This window comes from Pseudomonas sp. IT-93MI4 (genome assembly GCF_949767635.1).
Lineage (GTDB): Bacteria > Pseudomonadota > Gammaproteobacteria > Pseudomonadales > Pseudomonadaceae > Aquipseudomonas > Aquipseudomonas putida_A.
The window spans coordinates 1-21,888 of record NZ_CATKPP010000012.1 but is presented as its reverse complement, the minus strand read 5'-3'; the positions used below and the strand labels follow the sequence as shown (position 1 = coordinate 21,888).

General features: G+C 61.6%; 18 protein-coding genes. 8 read left to right on the top strand and 10 right to left on the bottom strand.

The window, feature by feature from the left end:
• Nucleotides 1-70 precede the first annotated feature (70 nt).
• On the bottom strand, nt 71-1,510 hold the full coding sequence (gene hydA / locus ACM6I7_RS10825; protein WP_204894748.1) for a dihydropyrimidinase: 1,440 nt from the start codon (nt 1,508-1,510) through the stop codon (nt 71-73).
• Nucleotides 1,511-2,133: 623 nt separating this feature from the next.
• Between hydA and ACM6I7_RS10820 the strand changes: the two genes are divergently transcribed.
• Together ACM6I7_RS10820 and ACM6I7_RS10815 are read left to right on the top strand one after the other, a co-directional pair.
• Entirely contained in the window at nt 2,134-3,618 is a 1,485-nt protein-coding gene (locus tag ACM6I7_RS10820; RefSeq protein WP_414888547.1) for an NCS1 family nucleobase:cation symporter-1, read from the top strand.
• A gap of 154 nt (nt 3,619-3,772) precedes the next feature.
• On the top strand, nt 3,773-5,056 hold the full coding sequence (locus tag ACM6I7_RS10815; protein WP_336840232.1) for a Zn-dependent hydrolase: 1,284 nt from the start codon (nt 3,773-3,775) through the stop codon (nt 5,054-5,056).
• A gap of 49 nt (nt 5,057-5,105) precedes the next feature.
• Here the strand turns inward: ACM6I7_RS10815 and ACM6I7_RS10810 are convergent, their stop codons facing one another.
• The 9 genes from ACM6I7_RS10810 to ACM6I7_RS10770 all read right to left on the bottom strand — a co-directional run bounded on the left by ACM6I7_RS10810 (nt 5,106) and on the right by ACM6I7_RS10770 (nt 15,012).
• Entirely contained in the window at nt 5,106-5,315 is a 210-nt protein-coding gene (locus ACM6I7_RS10810) for a hypothetical protein (RefSeq protein ID WP_027613195.1), read from the bottom strand.
• 222 nt (nt 5,316-5,537) lie between these two features.
• Nucleotides 5,538-6,926, bottom strand: coding sequence for an amidohydrolase family protein (locus ACM6I7_RS10805; protein WP_096795920.1), 1,389 nt, complete (start codon nt 6,924-6,926; stop codon nt 5,538-5,540).
• A gap of 13 nt (nt 6,927-6,939) precedes the next feature.
• Nucleotides 6,940-8,295 (bottom strand): nucleobase:cation symporter-2 family protein, encoded by a 1,356-nt coding sequence (locus ACM6I7_RS10800; protein ID WP_414888546.1) that lies wholly within the window; start codon nt 8,293-8,295, stop codon nt 6,940-6,942.
• 245 nt (nt 8,296-8,540) lie between these two features.
• Nucleotides 8,541-9,581, bottom strand: a complete 1,041-nt coding sequence (locus ACM6I7_RS10795; RefSeq protein ID WP_414888545.1) for a CobW family GTP-binding protein — start codon at nt 9,579-9,581, stop codon at nt 8,541-8,543.
• A 66-nt stretch (nt 9,582-9,647) separates the two neighbouring features.
• On the bottom strand, nt 9,648-10,277 hold the full coding sequence (locus ACM6I7_RS10790; protein ID WP_414888544.1) for a UbiX family flavin prenyltransferase: 630 nt from the start codon (nt 10,275-10,277) through the stop codon (nt 9,648-9,650).
• On the bottom strand, nt 10,274-11,659 hold the full coding sequence (locus ACM6I7_RS10785) for a UbiD family decarboxylase (protein ID WP_414888543.1): 1,386 nt from the start codon (nt 11,657-11,659) through the stop codon (nt 10,274-10,276). Before ACM6I7_RS10785 ends, ACM6I7_RS10790 begins: the two co-directional genes overlap by 4 nt.
• Before the next feature lie 285 nt (nt 11,660-11,944).
• Nucleotides 11,945-12,850: an amidohydrolase family protein gene (locus ACM6I7_RS10780; protein WP_003224037.1), complete on the bottom strand. Its 906-nt coding sequence runs from the start codon at nt 12,848-12,850 to the stop codon at nt 11,945-11,947.
• Between the two features lie 4 nt (nt 12,851-12,854).
• Nucleotides 12,855-13,784 carry an amidohydrolase family protein gene (locus ACM6I7_RS10775; protein WP_007965237.1) on the bottom strand — a complete coding sequence of 310 codons (930 nt, stop codon included), beginning with the start codon at nt 13,782-13,784 and terminating at the stop codon, nt 12,855-12,857.
• Between the two features lie 337 nt (nt 13,785-14,121).
• Nucleotides 14,122-15,012, bottom strand: a complete 891-nt coding sequence (locus tag ACM6I7_RS10770) for a LysR substrate-binding domain-containing protein (protein ID WP_414888542.1) — start codon at nt 15,010-15,012, stop codon at nt 14,122-14,124.
• 118 nt (nt 15,013-15,130) lie between these two features.
• Here ACM6I7_RS10770 and ACM6I7_RS10765 point away from each other — a divergent pair, with 118 nt between their 5' ends.
• The 6 genes from ACM6I7_RS10765 to ACM6I7_RS10740 all read left to right on the top strand — a co-directional run bounded on the left by ACM6I7_RS10765 (nt 15,131) and on the right by ACM6I7_RS10740 (nt 21,753).
• The gene (locus ACM6I7_RS10765; RefSeq protein WP_103369144.1) at nt 15,131-15,595 is read left to right on the top strand and encodes a (2Fe-2S)-binding protein; all 465 of its coding nucleotides are present in this window, start codon (nt 15,131-15,133) and stop codon (nt 15,593-15,595) included.
• Nucleotides 15,595-17,808, top strand: a complete 2,214-nt coding sequence (locus ACM6I7_RS10760) for a molybdopterin cofactor-binding domain-containing protein (RefSeq protein ID WP_414888541.1) — start codon at nt 15,595-15,597, stop codon at nt 17,806-17,808. The genes ACM6I7_RS10765 and ACM6I7_RS10760 overlap by 1 nt, the downstream gene beginning before the upstream one ends.
• Before the next feature lie 5 nt (nt 17,809-17,813).
• Nucleotides 17,814-18,707 (top strand): LysR substrate-binding domain-containing protein, encoded by an 894-nt coding sequence (locus ACM6I7_RS10755; protein ID WP_115990108.1) that lies wholly within the window; start codon nt 17,814-17,816, stop codon nt 18,705-18,707.
• 181 nt (nt 18,708-18,888) lie between these two features.
• Nucleotides 18,889-20,385, top strand: coding sequence for a helix-turn-helix transcriptional regulator (locus ACM6I7_RS10750; RefSeq protein WP_096795929.1), 1,497 nt, complete (start codon nt 18,889-18,891; stop codon nt 20,383-20,385).
• 135 nt (nt 20,386-20,520) lie between these two features.
• A complete protein-coding gene (locus ACM6I7_RS10745) occupies nt 20,521-20,778 on the top strand; it encodes a DUF1652 domain-containing protein (RefSeq protein ID WP_096795930.1) in 258 nt (85 codons plus the stop codon).
• Between the two features lie 753 nt (nt 20,779-21,531).
• A complete protein-coding gene (locus tag ACM6I7_RS10740) occupies nt 21,532-21,753 on the top strand; it encodes a hypothetical protein (RefSeq protein ID WP_045122399.1) in 222 nt (73 codons plus the stop codon).
• The last annotated feature ends 135 nt before the right edge of the window (nt 21,754-21,888 follow it).

The following is a 21,888-nucleotide window of genomic DNA, read 5'->3' as shown; positions in this document are numbered from 1 at the left end:
TCACTCCTACAATTGGAATGCGTACATCTGTAGGAGTGAGCCTGCTCGCGATGAGGCCGAAGGCCTCGCTTTAGCGCTTAACGGCAGTCGGGCGATGTTGCTCAGCCCGCTTGCTCAGCAAGTCAAACACCGCGGGATACGCCGGCCGTTCGATGTACCGCCCGGCCCCGCGCTCGGCGCGCAGGTCGCCGTCGGCCCAGACCACTTTGCCCTGGCTGACGGTATGGCTCGGTACGCCGCGCACGGTCTTGCCTTCGAAGATGTTGAAGTCCACCTGCTGATGGTGGGTCTTGGCGGAGATGGTGCGGGTGCCTTGCGGGTCCCACAGCACCAGGTCGGCATCGGCGCCGACGCGGATCGCGCCTTTGCGCGGGTAGAGGTTGAAGATTTTCGCGGTATTGGTGGAAGTGAGGGCGACGAAGTCCTGCATCGACAAACGTCCGCTGTTGACCCCTTCATCCCACAGCACCGCCATGCGGTCTTCGATGCCGGCGGTGCCATTGGGGATCTTGCTGAAGTCGTCGCGCCCGGCGGCTTTTTGCTCGGCGCAGAAGCAGCAGTGGTCAGTGGCGGTGGTGTGCAGATTGCCGCTTTGCAGGCCATGCCACAGGGCTTCCTGATGCCCGCGCGGGCGGAACGGCGGGCTCATTACGTAACCGGCGGCGGTCTGCCAGTCCGGGTGCTGGTAGACGCTGTCGTCGAGCAGCAGATGCCCGGCCAGCACCTCGCCGTACACCGGTTGACCCTTGCTGCGGGCGTAGGTGATTTCGTCCAGCGCTTCCTTGGTGGAAACGTGCACCAGATACAACGGCGTGCCGATGGTCTCGGCAATACGAATCGCCCGGCTCGCCGCTTCGCCTTCCACCTGCGATGGCCGCGACAGTGGATGCGCTTCCGGCCCGGTGATGCCCTGGGCCATCAACTTGCGTTGCAGGTGATAGACCAGTTCGCCGTTTTCCGCATGCACGGTCGGCACCGCGCCGAGTTCCAGGCAGCGTTCAAAACTTGCCACCAGCGTGTCGTCGGCGGCCATGATCGCGTTCTTGTAGGCCATGAAATGCTTGAAGCTGTTGATCCCGTGATGGCTGACCAACTCGGCCATTTCCTCACGCACTTGCTCGCTCCACCAGGTGATCGCGACGTGGAAGCCGTAGTCCGATGCCGACTTCTCGGCCCAGCCGCGCCACTGATGAAACGCTTCCATCAACGACTGCTGCGGATTGGGAATCACGAAGTCGATGATCGACGTGGTGCCGCCGGCCAGACCTGCAGCGGTGCCGCTGTAAAAGTCTTCACTGGCCACGGTGCCCATGAAAGGCAGTTGCATGTGAGTGTGTGGGTCGATGCCGCCGGGCATCAGGTATTGGCCGCTGCCGTCGAGCACTTCGGCGCCGGCGGGAACATCCAGGTTCTGACCAATGGCTTTGATCACGCCGTCGGCGCAATAGACGTCGGCGCGATAACTTTCATCATGGGTAACAACGGTGGCGCCACGGATCAACAGAGACATTCCGAGTTCCTCGCAGGCATGACCGACTTGTGCCGGTTCTAAATGTTTTATTGATGTACAACGCTGATCGGCGTATTCCTGTCAGCGCTGTCAGGAATAGAAGCTAGTCGCAGTTTTGAAATTGATCAAGATTATTTTTTATAAGCTTATGACTGTTTTAACTCTATGAAAAATAACGATAAAAACTGCAAATCACCAAAATGGTGAGGTTGTTCACCATTTTGACGCACTTGACAGGATGGAAATATGAGCAAGATTTCCTATGTGAAATCAGCCGCTTGAAGTTGAGCTGCGGTTGAGCGCCCGTGATGAAAAAAAGTGCAGTGCACCAGATTGAGTCCTGACAGTTCGAACAACTTGGCAAGCGTTTGGCCTGAGCATGCAGACAAGTTTTCGCGGACTCTTTCGGTGAATAATTAAAACCGAGCAATATCAGAAAGTTGCAATGTGTTTGAACCACGGCCCTACCGTTAAGCGGGGCACCCGGCACGTTTATTGATGCCGCCGCTGACACCATGGCCGGTACACGAAAGTTGTCAGTTCCTCCGGCCATCGTCCGGCTCGCACCCCGTGTGCAGCCGCCTGATGAGCAAAAAAATAATCAGAAGAACAGTGGAGCGGCCATGCAACAGAACAGATCGCAAGTGACCGAGCGCGACGGCTTGTTCGAACTCGAAGCCGGCAGCGACGTCCTCGACAGTCCCCGTTACAACCACGACATGGCACCGACCAAGGTGCGCGAACGAACCTGGAACAAATGGCACATCACCGCGCTGTGGGTCGGCATGTCAGTGTGCGTGCCGACCTACACCCTCGGCGGCGTGCTCACCGCGTATTTCGGCCTGACCGTCGGCGAAGCGCTGATGGCGATTCTGCTGGCCAACGTCATCGTGCTGATCCCGTTGACCCTCAATGCTTTCCCCGGCACCAAGTACGGCATTCCATTCCCGGTGCTGCTGCGCTCGTCGTTCGGCGTGCTTGGTTCCAACGTGCCGTGCCTGATTCGTGCACTGGTGGCGTGCGGCTGGTTCGGCATTCAGACCATGTTCGGCGGGTTGGCGATTCACCTGTTTCTCGGCTCGGTATTCGAGGGCTGGAAATCCCTCGGCGGCACGGGCGAGGTGATCGGCTTCATGATCTTCTGGTCGCTGAATCTGTGGGTGGTGATCCGCGGCGCCGAGTCGATCAAGTGGCTGGAAACCCTGTCCGCGCCGTTGCTGGTGGCGGTCGGCATCGGCCTGCTGATGTGGGCGATGCCCAATGTGTCGATGACCGAGCTGCTGGCGATTCCACCCAAGCGTCCTGAGGGCGCCAGTGTGGTCAGTTACTTCGCCGCCGGGCTGACGGCGATGGTCGGCTTCTGGGCCACGCTGTCGCTGAACATTCCTGACTTCAGCCGTTACGCCAAGAGCCAGAAGGACCAGATTCTCGGGCAGATTTTCGGTCTGCCGCTGACCATGTTCCTGTTCGCTTCGCTGGGTGTGGTGATGACTGCCGCGTCGGTAAAACTGGTCGGTGTCACCGTGTCGGATCCGGTCAGCCTGATCGGCCATATCCAGAGCCCGCTGTGGGTGGCGGTGGCCATGGCGCTGATCATCATTGCCACGCTGTCGACCAATACCGCAGCGAACATTGTCTCGCCGACCAACGACTTCCAGAACATCGCGCCCAAGGTGATCAACCGCACCAAAGCGGTGTTGCTCACTGGTTTCGTCGGGCTGGCGTTGATGGCCCACGAGTTGCTGAAAAAGCTGGGGCTGATCGTTTCCGATGTCAGCCTGGAAACCGTGTATTCCAACTGGCTGCTGGGCTATTCGAGCCTGCTCGGGCCGATCGCCGGGATCATGGTGGTGGACTATTTCCTGATCAAGAAACAGCAGCTGGACCTGGCCGGGTTGTACCGCGACGACGTGTATCCGGCGTGGAACTGGGCCGGGTTTACCGCGTTTGGCGTGCCGGTGGTGCTGACCTTGCTGTCGCTGGGCAGCGATGCGTTCAGCTGGTTTTACAGCTATGGCTGGTTTACCGGCTCGGCGCTGGGCGGGGTGATTTATTACGGGTTGTGCGTGATGCGGGCGCAGCCTTCGGTCGTGAAATCACCGGTGTGAGGGAGGGCCTCATCGCTGGCAAGCCAGCTCCCACAAGGATCAAGTCGTACACAAACCATGAGTTCACTCAAAACCTGTGGGAGCTGGCTTGCCAGCGATGGCGGCCTGGAAAACACCAAAGAAATACCCTAAGAAACTGCCTGAGGAGATCAACATGAACGCAGCCGTAGACGTTCTGCAATCCACCCATCAGCACATCAACCGCGACCGCCTCTGGGCCTCGCTCATGGAACTGGCCAAGCTCGGCGCGACGGTCAAGGGCGGGGTCTGTCGTCTGGCCCTGACCGACCTCGACCGTCAGGCCCGCGACCTGTTCGTGCACTGGTGCAAGGGCGCCGGATGCAGCGTCACGGTGGATGAAGTCGGCAACATCTTCGCCCGCCGTCCCGGGCGCAATATGAACCTGCCGCCGGTGATGACCGGCAGCCACATCGACACCCAGCCCACCGGCGGCAAGTTCGACGGCTGTTTCGGCGTGCTCGCCGGGGTCGAAGTGCTGCGCACCCTCAATGACCTCGGCGTGGAAACCGAAGCGCCGCTGGAAGTGGTGGTCTGGACCAACGAAGAAGGCTCGCGCTTCGCCCCGTGCATGATGGGCTCTGGGGTGTTCGCCGAGAAATTCACCCTTGAAGAAACTCTGGCCAAAGTCGATGCCGAAGGCGTCACCGTTGGCGAAGCGCTCAATGCCATTGGTTACGCCGGATCACGCAAAGTCAGCGGGCATCAAGTCGGCGCCTACTTCGAAGCACACATCGAACAAGGCCCGATCCTCGAAGACGAGCAGAAAACCATTGGCGTGGTGCTCGGCGCCCTCGGGCAGAAGTGGTTCGACCTGAAACTGCACGGCGTCGAAGCCCACGCCGGGCCCACGCCGATGCACCTGCGCAAGGACGCGCTGGTCGGCGCCTCGGTCATCGTTGGTGCGGTCAACCGCGCCGCCCTCGGCCATCAACCCCACGCCTGCGGCACGGTCGGTTGCCTGCAAGCCTACCCCGGCTCGCGCAACGTCATCCCCGGCGAGGTGCGCATGACCCTCGACTTCCGCCATCTTCAACCGGAGCGGCTGGATTCGATGATCAGCGAGGTGAAACAAGTCATTGAGGCGACCTGCGAAGAACACGGCCTGACCTATGAACTGACCCCGACGGCCGACTTTCCGCCGCTGTACTTCGAGAAGGGTTGCGTCGAAGCCGTGCGCGGCGCGGCAAAAGGTCTGGGCCTGTCGCACATGGACATCGTCAGCGGCGCCGGGCATGACGCGATATTCCTCGCCGAACTCGGTCCTGCGGGGATGATCTTCGTACCGTGCGAAGGCGGGATCAGCCACAACGAAATCGAGAATGCCGCGCCGGATGATCTGGCGGCCGGGTGCGCGGTGTTGTTGCGGGCGATGCTGGCGGCTTCGGCGATGGTGGCGGAGGGGCAGCGCGCGGCCTGAAAACGCGGCATGACCTGTGGGAGCAGTTCCCACAGGTTTTTTTAAGTGATCAGCCGGGACGCTCGTTTTTGTTCGCGCCCCCTTGGCGGCGATCACTTCCATTTGGATTGCCGATATCCAGCAACCGTCGTTCTACCAACACATTCTCCAGCGCCTGACGCTCGACCGGCGCCATTTGGTGTTCGCGCTTTTTCAGCTCCAGCAGAATCGGGCTGGACCAGGTGCGATAAGTCTGTTCGATGTTGCGACGCGACGTCATCAGTCTCTCCTTGATCAAGAGCCCGGTGGATCTGGCAGGGGCTCAATCCGATGAGGGGGTAACCTTAGTCGAGAATCTTCGAGTCCGCGAATACCCCATTCTTTTGTGGGAGCTGGCTTGCCAGCGATAGCGGTGGGTCAGTCACTGCTGCATTGACTGAAAGCCCGCCTTCGCTGGCAAGCCAGCTCCCACAGGGTTTTGCGTTGCATGGGGGATCCGCGGTCAATCGTCGATATTCATCATCGCCTGCACACCTTCCCATGCCTCGGCGCGCATCCGTTCGATATCCAGCCCCGGAATCACGCCGTTATCGACCACGATCCGGCCGCCCACCAGGCTGTACTTCACCGTGATCGGTTCTCCCGCGACCACCGGTGCAACCGCACTGTCGTGGAAACCGAAGAAGCGTGGGTGATCAAGGCTGTAGATCACCAGATCCGCCGCTTGCCCGATTTCCAGCGTACCGACCGCGCCCAGTCCCAATACCTGCGCACCACCCGCCGTGCCCCAGTGGATCACGTCTTCGGCAGTGGTCGCCGAGGCGCCTTGTTCGGCGCGGTGGATCAGCCATGCGGTGTTGGCTTCGCCGACCATGCTTCCGGATTCGTTGGACGCGACGCCGTCGACGCCGAGGGAGATCGGTACGCCGGCCTCGTACATTTGCGGCACGGGCGCGACGCCGCTGCCCAGGCGCGCGTTGCTCACCGGGCAGTGCGAGATGCCGCTGCCGGTCTGGGCGAGCATGCGGATTTCGCCGGGTTGCAGGTGCACGGCGTGGGCGAACCACACGTCGGGGCCGAGCCATTCGTGTTCGGCGACGAATTCCACCGGCAGGCAGTTGTATTTCTCGCGGCAGAAGTTCACGTAGTTCTGCGTTTCCGACAGGTGCGTGTGCAGGCGCAAACCGAGGCCGCGCGCGGTGTGCGCCAGTTCGCGCAGCAGGGTCGGCGGCAGCGAAAAGGTCGGTGTGGTTGGCGCCACGACCACCCGGCGCAGGGCATCCGGGGTGTCCTGGTGATACAGCGATTTCAGTCGCTCGATATCGCCGACCATTTGTTCGAGGCTTTCCGGTTGCAGCGCGGTTTTCGAGAAACCCGGGTGCGCGCTGGCGGATTCCAGCGCGCCACCGCGACACAGCACGAAGCGCAGGCCGAACTCATCGGCCAGATCGAACAGCAGGTCCCCGGTCTCGGTGGTGCCGTGGGCGTGGTAGAGATAATGATGATCGGCGCAGGTCGTCACCCCGGACAACAGCAACTCGACCATGCCAAGACGGGCGGCAATCCGCGCCAGTTGCGGGGTGAAGCGGTTCAACCTTGGGTAGGGCACGCTCGCCAGCCAGCCTTGCAGATCCTGATTCAAACCTTCGGGCACGGCTTTGAGCAGGTTCTGGAACAGGTGATGGTGGGTGTTGATCCAGCCCGGATAGACCACGCAGTTGCGTGCATCGATCACGCGCTCGCCGGGTTGCGCTTGAAGGTCGGCGGCCATTTCGGCGATGCGGCCGTTGACCACGCGAATGTCCACCGCACCGGCCCGGGCACGCGGGCCGCGCAGGCCGGTCATCACCGCCAGCGGGTTTTTGATCAGGATGTTTTGAAGTCGAGTCATGGGCAGGCTCCAGTCAGAGAATGTGCGAGGCGGATTTGCCGGGTGTGGTTTCTGGCACGCTGACGCCGTTGAGCGCCGCGTTGAGCAGCACCGACACCAGGCAGGCGATGACCACGCTGCTGTGCAGGAACGGCTGTGACCACTCGGGCATTTGTTTGAACAGGGTGGGGGCGAGCACCGGTACCAGCGCGGCGGCGATGGTGAAACCGACGATCAATACGTTGTAGCGATTGCGCTCGTAATCGACCTTGGCCAGGGTCTGGATGCCCGCCGCCGCGACCACGCCGAACATCGCAATACCGGCGCCGCCCAGCGCCGCGGTCGGCATCGACGCGATAATCGCCCCGGCCTTGGGCACCAGCGCAATCGAGCACATCAGCAGGCCACTGACGGCGACCACCCAGCGGCTGCGCACGCCGGTCAGGATCACCAGACCGACGTTTTCCATGAAGGCGATAAACGGGAACGCGGCGAACATCCCGGCGATAGTGCTGGCCAGGCCATTGGCGCGCAGGCCATTGACCACTTGCTGGTCTTCCACCGGTTTGTCGGCGATGTCGCCGATGGCCACGAACAGCCCCATCGACTCGACCATCTGCACGATCATCACCACCACCATGGTCGCGATGGGGATCAGGCTGAACGTCGGCAGGCCGAAGTAGAACGGGTAGGGCACGGTCAGCCACGGCGCCTCTTCGACGCTGTGGAAATTGCCCATGCCCAGACCGTAGGCCAGACCGGCGCCGACCAGCATGCCCACCAGCACCGCCATGTTGCGCAGCAGCGGACTGCCATAGCGATTGACCAGCAGGATGGTCAGCAGCACCACCACCGCCACCGCGAGAAATGCCGGGGCGCCGAAGTTGCTCGCGTTGCGCCCGCCACCGACCCATTCATAGGCGATCGGGAACAGCTGCAAACCGATCACCGTGACGATGCAACCGGTGACTACCGGCGGGAAAAACCGCCGTAATCGGCCCACGAACGGCGCCATCAGCAGGGTGAAAATCCCGGCGCCAATCACCGCGCCGCAGACTCCCGCAAACCCCGCGTCGGGGTTGCTGCCGATGGCAATCACCGGACCGACGCTGCTGAACGCCACGCCTTGCAGAATCGGCAGACGCACGCCGAATTTCCAGAAACCGACGGTTTGCAAAAGGGTGGCGATGCCGGAGCAGAACAGCGTGGTGCTGATCAGCACCACGGTATCGGCGTGGGACATCTTCAGGGCACTGGCGACGATCAACGGCACGGCGATGGCGCCGATGTACGAGACGGCCATGTGTTGCAGGCCGAGGGTGAGCATCTGTCGCACCGGCAGAACGCGGTCGACGGGGTGCACGGTGGAGGAAGGAGTGGCTGACGACATGGGGAATCACCTCTGGCTGTTTTTATGCGGTAGAGAGGGGTATTCGTCTGATGCCGCGTAGCGCCAGAACACGGTCTAACCCTGTGGGAGCGGGCTTGCTCGCGAAAGCGTTGTGTCAGTCGACATCACTGTTCAATGACCCACCGCATTCGCGAGCAAGCCCGCTCCCACATGTTCTGCGCCAGGCGAAAGAACATCAGTCATTCGTGCTGCGAAGCCGCCATCCACCGGCTCCGATGCCTTGTTCAGCCTGCCAGGCAGGCGGTAAAGCCCTGGTTCAACGCCGCGCGGTCCAGGTCGCGGCCGATGAACACGATCTTGCTCGAACGCGGCTCCGTACCCCATGCGGTCGAGGCGCGAAACTCCACCAGGCTGTGCACGCCTTGCAGCACATAGCGCTGGTCTTCGTTGGCCACGGCGAGCACGCCTTTCATGCGATAGAGGTTGTCGGCCTGGGACGAGCGCAGCTCGCTGATCCAGCGGTGGAACGCCATCAGATTGACCGCGCCGTCGACGGCGATGCCCACCGATGACACGCTCGGATCGTGTTCGTGGTCTTCTGATTCATGGTGGTGGTCATGGTCGTGATGCTCAGGTTCCGCGCCGATTTCCATAAGCTTCTGCGTGCACTCGAACGCACCGATGCCGAGAATTTTCGTCAGGTCGATCTGCGCATGGGTGGAGGTCACCAGATCTGCGGTGGCGTTCAAACCACGGATCTTGCCGCGCAGGATTTCCACCTCGTCGCCGCTGACCAGATCGACCTTGTTGATGACAATGCGATCGGCGCAGACGATCTGATCCACCGCCTGATTGTCGACGCCATCCAGTTGCAGATCCTCCAGGTGCTGGGCGATGTGCTTGGCGTCGACCATGGTCACGATCGCGTCGAGTTCGACTTCTTCGGCAATCGGGTCATTGATGAAAAAGCTTTGCGCCACCGGGTACGGATCGGCCAGCCCGCTGGTCTCGATCAGGATGTGATCGAGGCGCACCGGGCGCGCCACCAGCTCGCGGACGATGCGTACCAGATCCTCACGAACCTCGGCGGTGCAGCACACGCAGCCGTTGACCATCTCGTAGATTTCTTCGGTTTCGGAGCTGAGCACCAGATCGCCGTCGATGCCGACCTCGCCGAACTCGTTTTCGATCACGGCAATCTTGCGCCCGTGGTTTTCCTTGAGGATGTAGTTGAGCAGGGTGGTTTTGCCGGCACCGAGGAAGCCGGTGAGGATGGTCACGGGGATTTTGGTGTTGGGGGTTGGGGCGTTGAAGGGGGTGTTCATATGCAGCTCCTTGATGGACGCGGATTTGCTTTGGGTGGGAGCGGGCTTGCTCGCGAATGCGGTGGTTCAGCCACCATCATTGTTGAATGACCCACCGCATTCGCGAGCAAGCCCGCTCCCACAGGGTTCTCGGTGTTCTTTCCAGCGGGTGGCAACGCCGGCATCGAGGCCGAACAGATCGAGCACCCGGCCGAGGCTGTGATCGACCATTTGCCCAAGACTCTCGGGCCGGGCATAGAACGCCGGCACCGGCGGGGCGATGATCCCGCCCATCTCGGTCACGGCAGTCATGTTGCGCAGGTGGGCGAGGGTCAGCGGGGTTTCGCGGGCCATCAGCACCAGGGTGCGGCGTTCCTTGAGGGTGACGTCGGCGGCGCGGCCGATCAGCCCGGAAGACGTGCCGGTGGCGATCTCCGCCAGGGTGCGCATCGAACACGGCGCGACCACCATGCCCAGGCAGCGAAACGAACCGCTGGCGATCCCGGCCGCGACGTCATCGGCGCGGTGGTAGTGGCTGGCAAGCGCAGTGACATCGGCCAGTTTGTAATCGGTCTCGTGGGCCATGGTCAGCAGCGCCGCACGACTGATGATCAGGTGGCTTTCGATGTCCAGTTCGGCGAGCAATTGCAGCAGGCGCATGCCGTAGATGAAGCCGGACGCGCCGCTGATGCCAACCACCAGCCGCTGGCGGTTCACGATGCCAGCCCTTTGAGCAGTTGCCGGGCACGTTCGAGCACGTCCTGATCGAGCTGCGCCTTGATCCCGTCGAAGCCGGAACCGCGTGTGGCATCAAGGCCCATGCGCGAAGTGGTGCCGTTGACCGAGGACGACGGATCCAGCGGGCTGCCGGGCAAACCGTCGATCACGAAAATATCCAGATGCGGCTGGAAATGCGTGGCCAGTGCCCACAACACTTGGCTGTCGTCAGTAATGTCGATATCGCTGTCCACCGCGATCACGTTTTTCAGATACGGATCCCAGCCGAGCAGGGCCAGCATGATCTGCCGCGCTTCGCCGTCGCGGCTCTGATCCAGCGCTACATAGCAATGAAAGTGCGTGCCGGAATTCGGGTAATGCACGGCGGTGACGGCAGGGAAACGCGCCTTGAGCTTTTCGCTCATTTCCGCTTCGCGCGGCAGCCGGGCGAGGGTCAGATGCTCGGCGTAGCGGCCGCCCATCACGTCCACCAGCCAGGCGTCCTTGCGCCGCAACAGGGTGTCGACGCGCAGCACGTTGTTGGTCGAACGATCCGAGGAATAACCGCTGAACTCGCCGAACGGGCCTTCCTCGGCGTAGGCCGTCGGGTCAATGGCGCCTTCGAGGACGAACTCGGCGTATGCCGGGACGCCAATGCCGTAGCGCGGGGTCTTGACCAGTTCCAGCGGTGCGCCGAACAACCCGCCAGCGACAGCACGCTCATCGGCGCCATACGGCAAACGCGCTGCCGCCGCGAGCATGAACAACGGATGCGCGCCGACCACCATTGCCACGCGCAATTCTTCGCCGCGCTCACGGGCGGTCTGCAGCATCCGCCAAAGGTGTCCGCGCGAGTGCAGGCTGGTCGCCAGGGAATGGCGAGCGTGGCGCATCGAGCGGTGGTAGCTCATGTTGGCGATGCCGGTCAGCGGGTCCTCGGCGATGATGATCGCGTTGGTGATGTACGGCCCGCGATCGCTGTCGAAGTGCTTGAGCATCGGCAGCAGCGCCAGATCCACGGCTTCGCCTTCGAACACTTCATCGAGCACCGGGCCGCTTTCCACGTAGCGCGGGGCGATGGGCTGGTTGGCGCGGCGCTGGAAGGTTTCGTGCAGTTGTGCCGGGGTGACACCGAACAACCGGGCAATGCGGGTGCGGGAGGCGAACAGATTGGTCGCCACCGGTACCTTGAGGCCGCCGACGTTTTCGCAGATCAGCAACGGATCGCGACCCTGTGCGGCGAGGGCATCGACCAGGGCGGTGATGTCCTGATCGGCAGAAACGGGTTGGCTGATGGTCAGCACATCGTCCGGGTACTCACGGCGATAGGCGTCGATGAACACGTGAAAATCCTGAGAATCGCCGAGCGTCGAACGGGTCATGGTTTCACCTCGTAAAAAGCAGGCACGCAGGGGTGAGAGGGCGTTCGATCGAGCAGCCGTTGGCCTGCCGGTCGAGGGAACGCCGGGTCATCTTCGTGCCTGTAAAGTCGCTGTGTTGCCCACATGAAACACTGAGAAACCCCTGTGGAATGGGATTAACTGTGGTGAGGGGATTTATCCCCGATGGACTGCGCAGCAGGCCTGGACTCTCAGCATCAAGAGAGGGCGACTTCGTCACCCATCGGGGATGAATCCCCTCACCACAAAGTGCGCCATTTCTTCAGGTCAGAGGTACGTGGTCGTCAGGCGTATATCCGCCTCAACCAGATCCTTCGGCGGTGGCGTCGGCTCGATCCCGCACAACCGGGCGATGTTGTTGCCCAGGTAGTCCTCCAGATGATCCTCATCGATGCCCAAGCCCTGCGGTGCCGGTGAGCACAACACCTCCAGCTCGCGCAGCCACATGCCCGGTTCGTTCGGCGGCGAGTCGGTGCCGAACACGATCTTGTTGCGCGGCAGTTCCTTGGCGAATTCGACGATCCGCGACTGGAAGCACCAACCGGATTCGCAGTACACGTTCGGCGTGTCCATCGCCATCCAGAACGCCTCGAACGAGTAGTTGCCGCCGGTCTGGATGCCGAAGTGGCCGATGATGAAATTGACCATCGGGAACTCACGGATGATCGGGTAGAACATTGTCGGAATGGTGTACGGGCCGTCGCCGGTATGGATCAGCACCACGATGTTGTACTTGGCGCAGACTTTCATTGCCGGGCGCAACCAGTCCAGCGCCCGGTCCGGGCGATAGCCGTGCATGTTGGCGTGCAGCTTGAGCATCTTGAAACCGTATTCCTTGATGTGGAATTCCAGCTCCGCCGCACCGTTTTCCGGTCCCCAGCGCGGGTTGAAGTTGAAGTTGCCGATGAAGCGATCCGGGTACTTCACACAGAGTTCGGCGACGTACGACATGTAGTCACGCACGCCCTCGCGGCCCCGGCGGTTACCGTCGCGATAACCGGTGTTGCCCGGTGGCGGCTGGATGAAACCCATGTCGATGCGGCGCGGTTTGCCGTTGATCATGTACGGGCCGTCCATCAGTTTGAGCATGCGCTCGCCGGTGAACGGTTCGCCGGTGTGGCGCCAGGCTTCGTCGACCAGATTGGTGGGGTGCAGATGGGTGTCGATGATCATCGGTTCAGCTCCTGGCCAGTTGCGTGGTGACGGGGCGCTTGAGTTGCGCCTCTGCTTCGGAAACGGAACGCGGCGGCGGTGTCGGTTCGAGGCCGATCATCCGCGCGGTATTGTTGCCCAGATATTCTTCGAGGGTGTCCTCGTCGAGGTTCAGGCCCTGCGGCGGCTCGTGGCACAGCACTTCGAGCAGGCGCAGCCACATGCCCGGTTCGTTCGGCGGGGTGTCGGTGCCGAACAGGATCTTGTGCGTTGGCAAGACCTTGGCGAACTCGACGATCCGCGATTGCAGGCACCAGCCGGATTCGCAATAGACGTTGGGCAGCTCCATCGCCCATTGCATCGGTTCGAATACGTAGACCCCGCCGGTCTGCACGCCGAAGTGGGCCATGATGAAATTCACGTTGGGGAATTCCTTGATCATCGGCACCCATTCCGACGGGATGCTGTACGGCCCGTCGCCAGTGTGCAGCTTGACCGGGATGCCCAGTTCGGCGCATTTCTCGAAGCACGGGCGCACCCAGTCCAGTGCACGATCAGGCCGGTAGGCGTGCATGTTGGCCTGCATCTGCACCATCTTGAAACCGTGCTCCTTGACGTAGCGCTCGATCGCCTCGACGCCGTTTTCCACGCCGCAGCGCGGGTTGTAGACGAAGCAGCCGATGAAACGATCGGGGTAGGTCTGCACCATTTTCAGGGTGTAGGCCATGTAGGCGTCGATGGATTCGCGGCCCGAGAGTTCGCCGTCGGTCCAGGTGTAAATGGTGTTGCCCTGCGGCGGCTGGATGAAGGCTTTGTCGATCCGGCGAGGTTTGCCGTTGACCATGTACGGGCCATCCATCATCTCCAGCAAACGCTCGCCGGTGAACGGGTCACCGTCATGCCTCCAGGCGAGGTCCACGAGATCCGTGGGATAGCAGCTGATATCGATGATCATTGAAGTCGATCTCCTGATAGCGGGGAAGGGAGCCTTGCGGCTCTCGGCATCCACGCCCCGGGCTATCGGCCATTTCTATGCGCAGCACTCGCGCATTCCCTCGCCTGTTCGCATCCGGCCCGGGTGGGTGGTTGCTGAGGGCGAGTATTGGAAAGGGCGGAGGGGTTCGTACAATATTAATTGGGCGCGGTGGTGATACTTGGGCGATATGGTTTTGGTTTTAGGGTGAATGTGCCGACGCCATCGCTGGCAAGCCAGCTCCCACAGTGATCGAAGTGTTGATCCGATCTGTGTCACACCACAAAAACCTGTGGGAGCTGGCTTGCCAGCGATGGCGTCAGGACTGTGTACGCAGCGCCAACTGTTTGATTGCTTCAACCACCGGCGCCACACGCTCGGCCTGCCCATGCGGCCAAACCGCATACAGGTTGTAATGCGCAGCAATCTGCGCCTCGTTCAACGCCACCAGCCGCCCATTGCGCAACGCATCGGCGGCGAGTAAGCCGCGTACCAGCCCGGCACCAACCCCGGCTTCGGCAGCCGCAATCAGGTTCGCCGCATTATCGAAAATCACCCGCGCCGCTGGCTCTACCGGGGGCATTCCGGCCGCATCCAGCCACGGTATCCACGAGCGCCGCGTATAACCCAACAACGGCAATTCAAGAATCTGCGCCGGGCTCAGCGGCAACTGCAAACCATAGCGCTCAAGCAGTGCCGGTGAAGCCACCGCCAGCACCCGGTCGCCGCAGATCTGCGTCATCTCGCAGTCATCCCAATCGCCATAGCCGTAACGCAACGCCAGATCGACCCGCTCAAACGTGCTGCGATCACTGCGCGGCATCGACAGCAGCGTCACCTCGTAATCCGGCAGTCCGTCGAGCAACTCCGGCAGGCGCGGATTGAGCCAGCTCTGCGCCAGTTCACTGTCGATATCCAGGGTCAGGCGTTGCGCCACGCAGCGGTTTTTTACCGAGGACAGTGCGCGGTCGATCTGCGCCAGCCCATCCGACAGCACGCTGGCAAATAGTTGCCCGGCGTCGGTCAGGTTGCTGCCGCCGCCTTCACGCACGAACAGCGGTTGGCCGATGAAGTCTTCGAGGGCGCGGATCTGCTGGCTGATCGCGCTGTGAGTCAGATCAAGTTTGCGCGCGGCACTGGAGAAACTGCCGCTGCGCGCCGCTTGGATGAACGCGCTCATGGACTGCACCGACGGGTATCGCTTGTACATGTTGTTAGTCCTGCTTACACCGGTTGGCAGAAATCGTCGCTGGCCGCGTGTTGCGTGGGCTTCCAATAATCGGTCACCAGGCCCGCACAAAGACGGGCCGCTCTTTTGGAGCCTGACAATGATCGCATTCACGGTTAACGGCGAACGACGCGAGCTGGATGAGGCGTCCCCCTCCATGCCCTTGTTATGGGTACTGCGTGATCAACTGAAACTCACCGGCACCAAATTCGGCTGCGGCATGGGCCTGTGCGGTGCCTGCACCGTGCATCTGGACGGTGTCGCGGTGCGTTCCTGCCAGTTGCCGCTGGCCGCCGTCGCGGGCCACAGCATCACCACCATCGAAGGTCTGTCGCCGAACGAAAGCCATCCGCTGCAACTGGCCTGGGTCGCCGAAGATGTGCCGCAATGCGGCTACTGTCAATCCGGGCAGATCATGTCCGCCGCCGCGCTGCTCAACACCGGCGCGGCGGTGACTGACGATTCGATCCGCAATGCGATGTCGGGGAATATCTGCCGTTGCGGCACTTACGGGCGGATCAATAAAGCGATCAAACGTGCGGCGAACGCGCCGAAGGAGGCGTGATGAGCCTGCGCGACGACACCTTGCTCGAACCGTCACGGCGGGTGTTTCTCAAGCAAGCGGCGACGGTGGCTTCGGGCCTGGCGATTGCCTTGTATCTGCCCTCCGGCAGCGCCGCCAGCGACCCGAAATCTCCGGCGCCGGCCACCGAATTCGAGCCCAACGCCTGGGTGCGGATCTTCCCCGACGGCACAGTGAAACTGGTGGTGCACAAACACGATTCCGGCACCGGCACGCAAACGGCGTTGGCCGCGTGTGTGGCCGAAGAGCTGGATGTGAACCCGATGACCGTGCAGGTGATCACCCCGGAAGATCCGTTCTTCGACACCTACATTCACCCGATCTGGAAAGTGTTCTCCACCGGCGGCAGCACCAGTGTGTCGCTGGAATACGAGCGCTTGCGCATGGCTGGGGCCACGGCCCGTGCGTTGTTGATCGCAGCGGCAGCGCAGCAATGGAAAGTCAGCCCCGACAGCTGCAGCACCGAAGAAGGTCGGGTGGTTCATCTGCCCAGCAAACGCAGCCTCGGCTACGGCGAACTGGTCGGCGTGGCGGCGCATTTGCCGGCGCCGGCCAGTGTCACGCTGAAGGATCCGACGCAGTTCAAATACATCGGCAAACTGCGGCACAAGCGCGATGCCGCGGCCAAGGTCTGCGGGCGCTTCAAGTACAGCATCGACGTGCAGTTGCCGGGGATGCTGGTGGCAGTGATTCAGCGCGCGCCGGTGGTCGGGGCGAAAGTCGTCAGCGTGAATTCGGCGGCGGCATTGCAGGTGCCGGGCGTGCGCCAGGTGCTTGCAGTCCCCGGGCGCCCGGACGTGCTCGGCGGCAATCTGGAAGGCGTCGCGGTGCTGGCCAAGACGTTCTGGGCGGCGCAGCAGGGGCGCAAAGTGCTGGAGATCAAATGGAGCGATTCGCCGCTGGCCGGGTTCGACAGCGCGGAACTGGGCATGGCGCAAGCGGCCGCTATTTCCGACCCGAACAGCCAAACCATCAAAGCCATGACGCATGGCGATGTCGGCGCGCAATGGCCGCACGCGGCGCAACTGATCGAAGCCGATTACCGCATGCCGTACAAGGTGCAGAACCCGCTCGAGCCGATCTGCATCACCGCGCACGTGCAGGATAAGGCGATCACCTATTGGGGCGGCGTGCAGGTGCCGTCCTCGGCGCTGGAAGCGGCGCAAACCGTGTGCGGGATCGCCAAGGACAAGGTCACCATCAATGAGCTGGTGTCCGGCGGCAGCTTCGGCGCGCGGGAAGCCAAATACTGGTTGTTCGAAGTGGCTTATCTGGCGCAACAGACGGGTGTGCCGGTGAAGTTGCTCAACAGCCGCGAAGACGAAATGCACGCACTGTTCAATCACCCGGCGACGCTGCACCGGGTCAGAGGCGCGCTGGATGCCCAAGGCAAACTCAACGCACTGCAACTGCACGCGGTGTCACCGGCCTCGCCGGAGCAGTGGGAGCCGGGCTATTTCGAACGCCCGGATCACATGGATTACAGCACTACCGAAGCGATCACCGCGTGGGACTTCGCCTACCATCCGCCGCACCTGCAGTTGAACTGGGTCAAGCACGAAAGCCATGTGCCCAGCGGCTGGTATCGCTCGGTGAGCTTTATTCCCAATGTGTTTGCCGTCGAGAGTTTCATGGACGAACTGGCCCATGCGGCAGGCGCGGATCCGCTGGCGTTCCGTCTGGCCAACATGCAGGAGCGGCCACGGCATGTGGCGGTGCTCAAACAGGCTGCCGAACGCGCCGGATGGGGCCAGCCGTTACCGCCCGGCACTGCGTTGGGCATTGCGACCCATCAGGGTTACACCAGTTTTATCGCGGTGGTGGCGCGGGTCGCGATGGTCGATGGCAAGCCGAAAGTGGAGAAGCTGACCTGCGTGGTCGATTGCGGTCTGGCGGTTTCGCCCGGCGGGGTCGAGGAGCAGATCTACGGCGGCTTGATGTGGGGTCTTGGTCATGCGTTGTTTGATCGCCTCGACATTCAACAGGGCAGGGTGGTGCAGAGCAATTTCCACGACTACCGCGTGACCCGCATGTCGGACATGCCGGCCACCGACATCGTGTTGCTGGATGGCGAGCCGGGCAAGCCCGGTGGCGTAGGCGAGTTGGGCAGTCCGTCGGTGGCGCCGGCGATTGCCAACGCCTTGTTTGCGCTGACCGGCGTGCGCCAGCGCTCAACGCCGCTGAGTCTGGGGTAAGCGCCATGGACCTGCGTCTGCTGCGGTATTTCATGGCCCTGGCCGATGAGCTGCATTTCGGTCGGGCGGCGGAGCGTTTGCACATCTGCCAGCCGCCGCTGAGCCAGCAGATTCGCCTGCTGGAGGAGGAGCTGGGCACGCCGTTGTTCGAGCGCAGTCACCACCGGGTCGAACTGACAGCGGCGGGGCAGATGCTCAAGGAGCAGGCACCGCTGGTGTTCGAACAACTTGAACGGGCGCTGGACCTGACGCGCCAGACCGGGCGCGGGCAGCTTGGCGAGCTGGAAATCGGCATGATCAGCTCGGTGATGGTCGGCGTGCTGCCCAAGGCCCTGCACCTGTTTCGTGAGCGCTATCCGCAGGTGAACTGGCGCCTGCATGAAATGACCCCGGCGGCGCAGGTCAAGGCGTTGAAGGAAAAACGTATCGATGCCTGCGTGTTCCGCGTGGGTTATGACGATCCGTTGCTGCGCAACGAGTTGTTGATCTACGAGCCGATTCATGTGGTGATGCCGGCCGATCATCCGCTGGCCAGGCGCGAGATATTGGCGCCGGCAGATCTGGCGCAGGAACCGTTTGTCGCGCTGGAACTGAAGCAGTCGCGGTTCGCCAACTTCCTTTATCAGTGCTGCATTCAGGCCGGATTCACCCCGCAGATCCGCCAGCAGGTGATCGAGGTGCAGACCTTGCTCAGTCTGGTGCGCGCCGGTTTCGGGGTGGCGCTGTTGCCTGCTTCTATCGAGCAGTTGGCGCCGGCAGGGCTGGTGTTTCGCAAGCTGACACCGGCGCTGCCGGAGGTGCCGTTGTATGCGACTTACCGGGCGGATGATGCCTCGCCGGTGCTCAAGCTGTTTCTCGATACGTTGCGGGAGTTGGTGGAAACCTCAGATCACCATTGATCCCCTGTAGGAGTGAGCCTGCTCGCGATAGCAGTGTGTCAGTCAGAGTTGATGTGGCTGACAGACCGCTATCGCGAGCAGGCTCACTCCTACAGGGATTTGTGGTGTTGTTGAAGAGTTCGGCACGATCACGAACGCCTGCGGTCGTAATCTTCACACGCGAATTCCCTGTGGAGATCCAATGAGCCAGGAAGTCCTGACCACTGAAACCAACCGTCGCCAGCTGCAGCAGATCATTGCCGGGCTGTCCGACGGGGTGATTCTGCTGGAGCTCGATCAGAGTATTCTCTGGGCCAACGAGGCGGCGCTGGCGATGCACGGTGTCAGCCGGATCGGTGAGCTGGGCACTAATGCCGACGAGTATGCCAAGCGCTTCAGCCTGCGCTATCGCAACAATCATACGGTGCCCCCGGAGCACTACCCGATCAGCCGCGCTGCACGCTGCGAAGCGTTCAACGACGTGCTGATCGAAGTGTCTGCCGTAAACGATCCCGAGCACGTTTGGGTGCACAGCGTGCGCAGCATGATCCTGACTGACCGCGAAGGACAGCCGGAGTCGCTGGTGCTGATCATGAGCGATGTTACCGATTGGGCGAACGCCGAGCAGCGTTTCGAAAAGACCTTCAATGCCAACCCTGCGCCGGCGGTGATCTGCCGCCTCAGTGATTTGCGCTACATCAAGGTCAATCCGGGGTTTCTGGAGATGACCGGTTACACCCGCGAGCAGGTGATCGGCACCTCGGCCTATGAAATCGACATCTTCGAACAGGCCGAAAAAAAGGATCTGGCGATCCAGCGCCTGCGCGATGTGGCGACCATTCCGCAGATGCAGGCTCAACTGCGCCTGCCCGATGGCGGCAGCAAGCAAGTGATCGTTGCCGGGCAACCGTTGGTGCTCAATGATGAGGATTGCATGCTGTTTTCCTTCGTCGACATGGAGCTGCGCCACAAGGCCGAAGTCGCGCTGCGTCAGAGTGAAGAGCGCTTTGCCAAGGCGTTCCGCCTGACTCCGGTGCCGATTCTGATCTGTACCGCCGACGAACAGCAGGTGATCGATGTCAATCAGGCGTTCCTCGACACCCTGGCGTACGAGAGTGACGACGTCGTCGGCAAAACCGTGACGCAGCTGAATTTCATTGACGACGATGGTGCGCGGACCCGACTGCTGACCGCCTTGGCGAAAAGCGGACGAGTGGATCGGGTCGATGTGCGGGTGCGCAAGAAGGACGCGGATCTGCTGGAGTGCGCGGTGTCTGCCGACACCGTGAATATTCAGGACACGCCGTGCTATCTGCTGGTGCTGATGGACATCACCGAACGCAAGCGCACCGAGCTGGAGCTGGTGGCGGCGATTGAAGAGGTGATGAAAGACGCTTCGTGGTTCAGCCGAACGCTGATCGAAAAACTGGCCAATGTGAAGAAGGTCAACTCGCCGCAACTGCCGAGCGTGTCGTTCACTGACCTGACGGCGCGTGAGCGCGACGTGCTGGGGCTGATCTGCGAAGGCCTGGCCGACAAGGAGATCGCCGCCCGCCTGAAGCTGGCGCCGAATACCGTGCGCAATCATGTGGCGACCGTGTATTCCAAGCTGGATGTACACAGTCGCAGCGAGGCGATTGTCTGGGCGCGGGAGCGTGGTCTGTTTTCTGGCGAGCGCGGCGCGAAGGGTCAGCGGTAGGTGCAAATGCACTAGCTGATGCGGTGCAAATGCAGGTTCTGGTGAGATAGGGCAGTTCTTAGTCTGTTGGGGTGCGATACGAGCCTGTTTGGCTTGGGATCGTCTCCCTTCGAAACAGCTAAAGGAACAGGCTCCATGATGAATCTTGCGCAGTTGCGCGCCAGCCTCGAACAGAGTTTTTCGCCATTGGCGTGCGAGTGTTCAGTGGATGGGGATCATTCGCTGACGGTGAAGTTGTATCACCCGGATTCGGGGCAGGTGGATCTGGTGATCAGCGGGTTGAAGCTCAATGCGTTGCGTACGCCGGAGTCGGTGGCGGCGTTGGTTGATGAGTTGCGCTATGAGTTGGAGAGCAATTCTTTGCGGGCTGCTCGGGATCCGGATATGGCCTAGGGTTTTGGTGTTGGTTTGTTTTGGGTGTATATCCGTTGCTGCGGTTATGGCTGCTTAGGGTTCCGCCCTTACGGCGGGTCACTTTTTCCAGACGCCGAAAAAGTAACCAAAAAGGCTTTACCCTGACGTTCGGCCCTCGCCTGGGCTCGGGTTCCTTCGCTGCGGGATTCATCCGGGGGGCAGCGCCTACGGTTTGCTTCGCTGCACCTCCTCTCGCTGTGTTTGGCTGCGCCAAACGGTCGCTGCGCTCCCACCCCCGGACAAATCCCTCCACTCAGCCTGCCGACAGGCCCTCAGATCAAAAGCGGTACTCGAGCTAACGCTCATTGTGTTGAGTGGGGCGGCTTCGCCGCATGGGGGGCTCGCTCTCTGAATTGCAGGAGTCAGCCTGCTGGCGATGGCGGCCTGACAGCCGACCCATTTACAACTGAACACACCCATTCCAACTGTGGGAGCGGGCTTGCTCGCGAAGGCGGCCTGACAGCTGACCCATTTCAGTCAGGAATACTCAACCCCTGTGGGAGCTGGCTTGCCAGCGATGGCGGCCTTCCAGTCAAAAAACTCTTGTTGATGTACCCCTCCCACACAGATTTTCCTCCCCGCAAAATCGACAGCCAATTCCTCCATCTCCCTCCATTTCACTGGCGCTTGCAGGGTAGTCGGCTATAAAGAATGAGTGGTCAGGTCTTCCGTCATCCGCGGTATTCGTGCGCGATAGCGGAAGTGGCTCTTCCATTCATCGCGGGTCGTCCTATGAATAATCCTGGGAAACGCGTGTATCTGCCGTTGTCGCTGGCTTTCTCTGTCGCGCTATTGAGCGGCTGCGCCAGTCCTCCGCCACCGCCTCCTGCTGCACCGCCACCACCGCCGGTGCGTACCTGTCAGACCCTGGAAAACACTCAGGTGTCGGGCGATATGTATGTTGACGAGCAGGTCACCCGGCATATCACCACCACCCGGTGTGTCACGCAGTAGTGCTGTAGGGGTGCTTGCCGGTGCACTTTGTCAGGCAATTACCCAAAGTCACTGTCTTACGGATAACCCCTGTGGGAGCGGGCTTGCTCGCGAATGCGGTGTGTCATTCAAGGCAATGCTGCCTGACACTCCGAC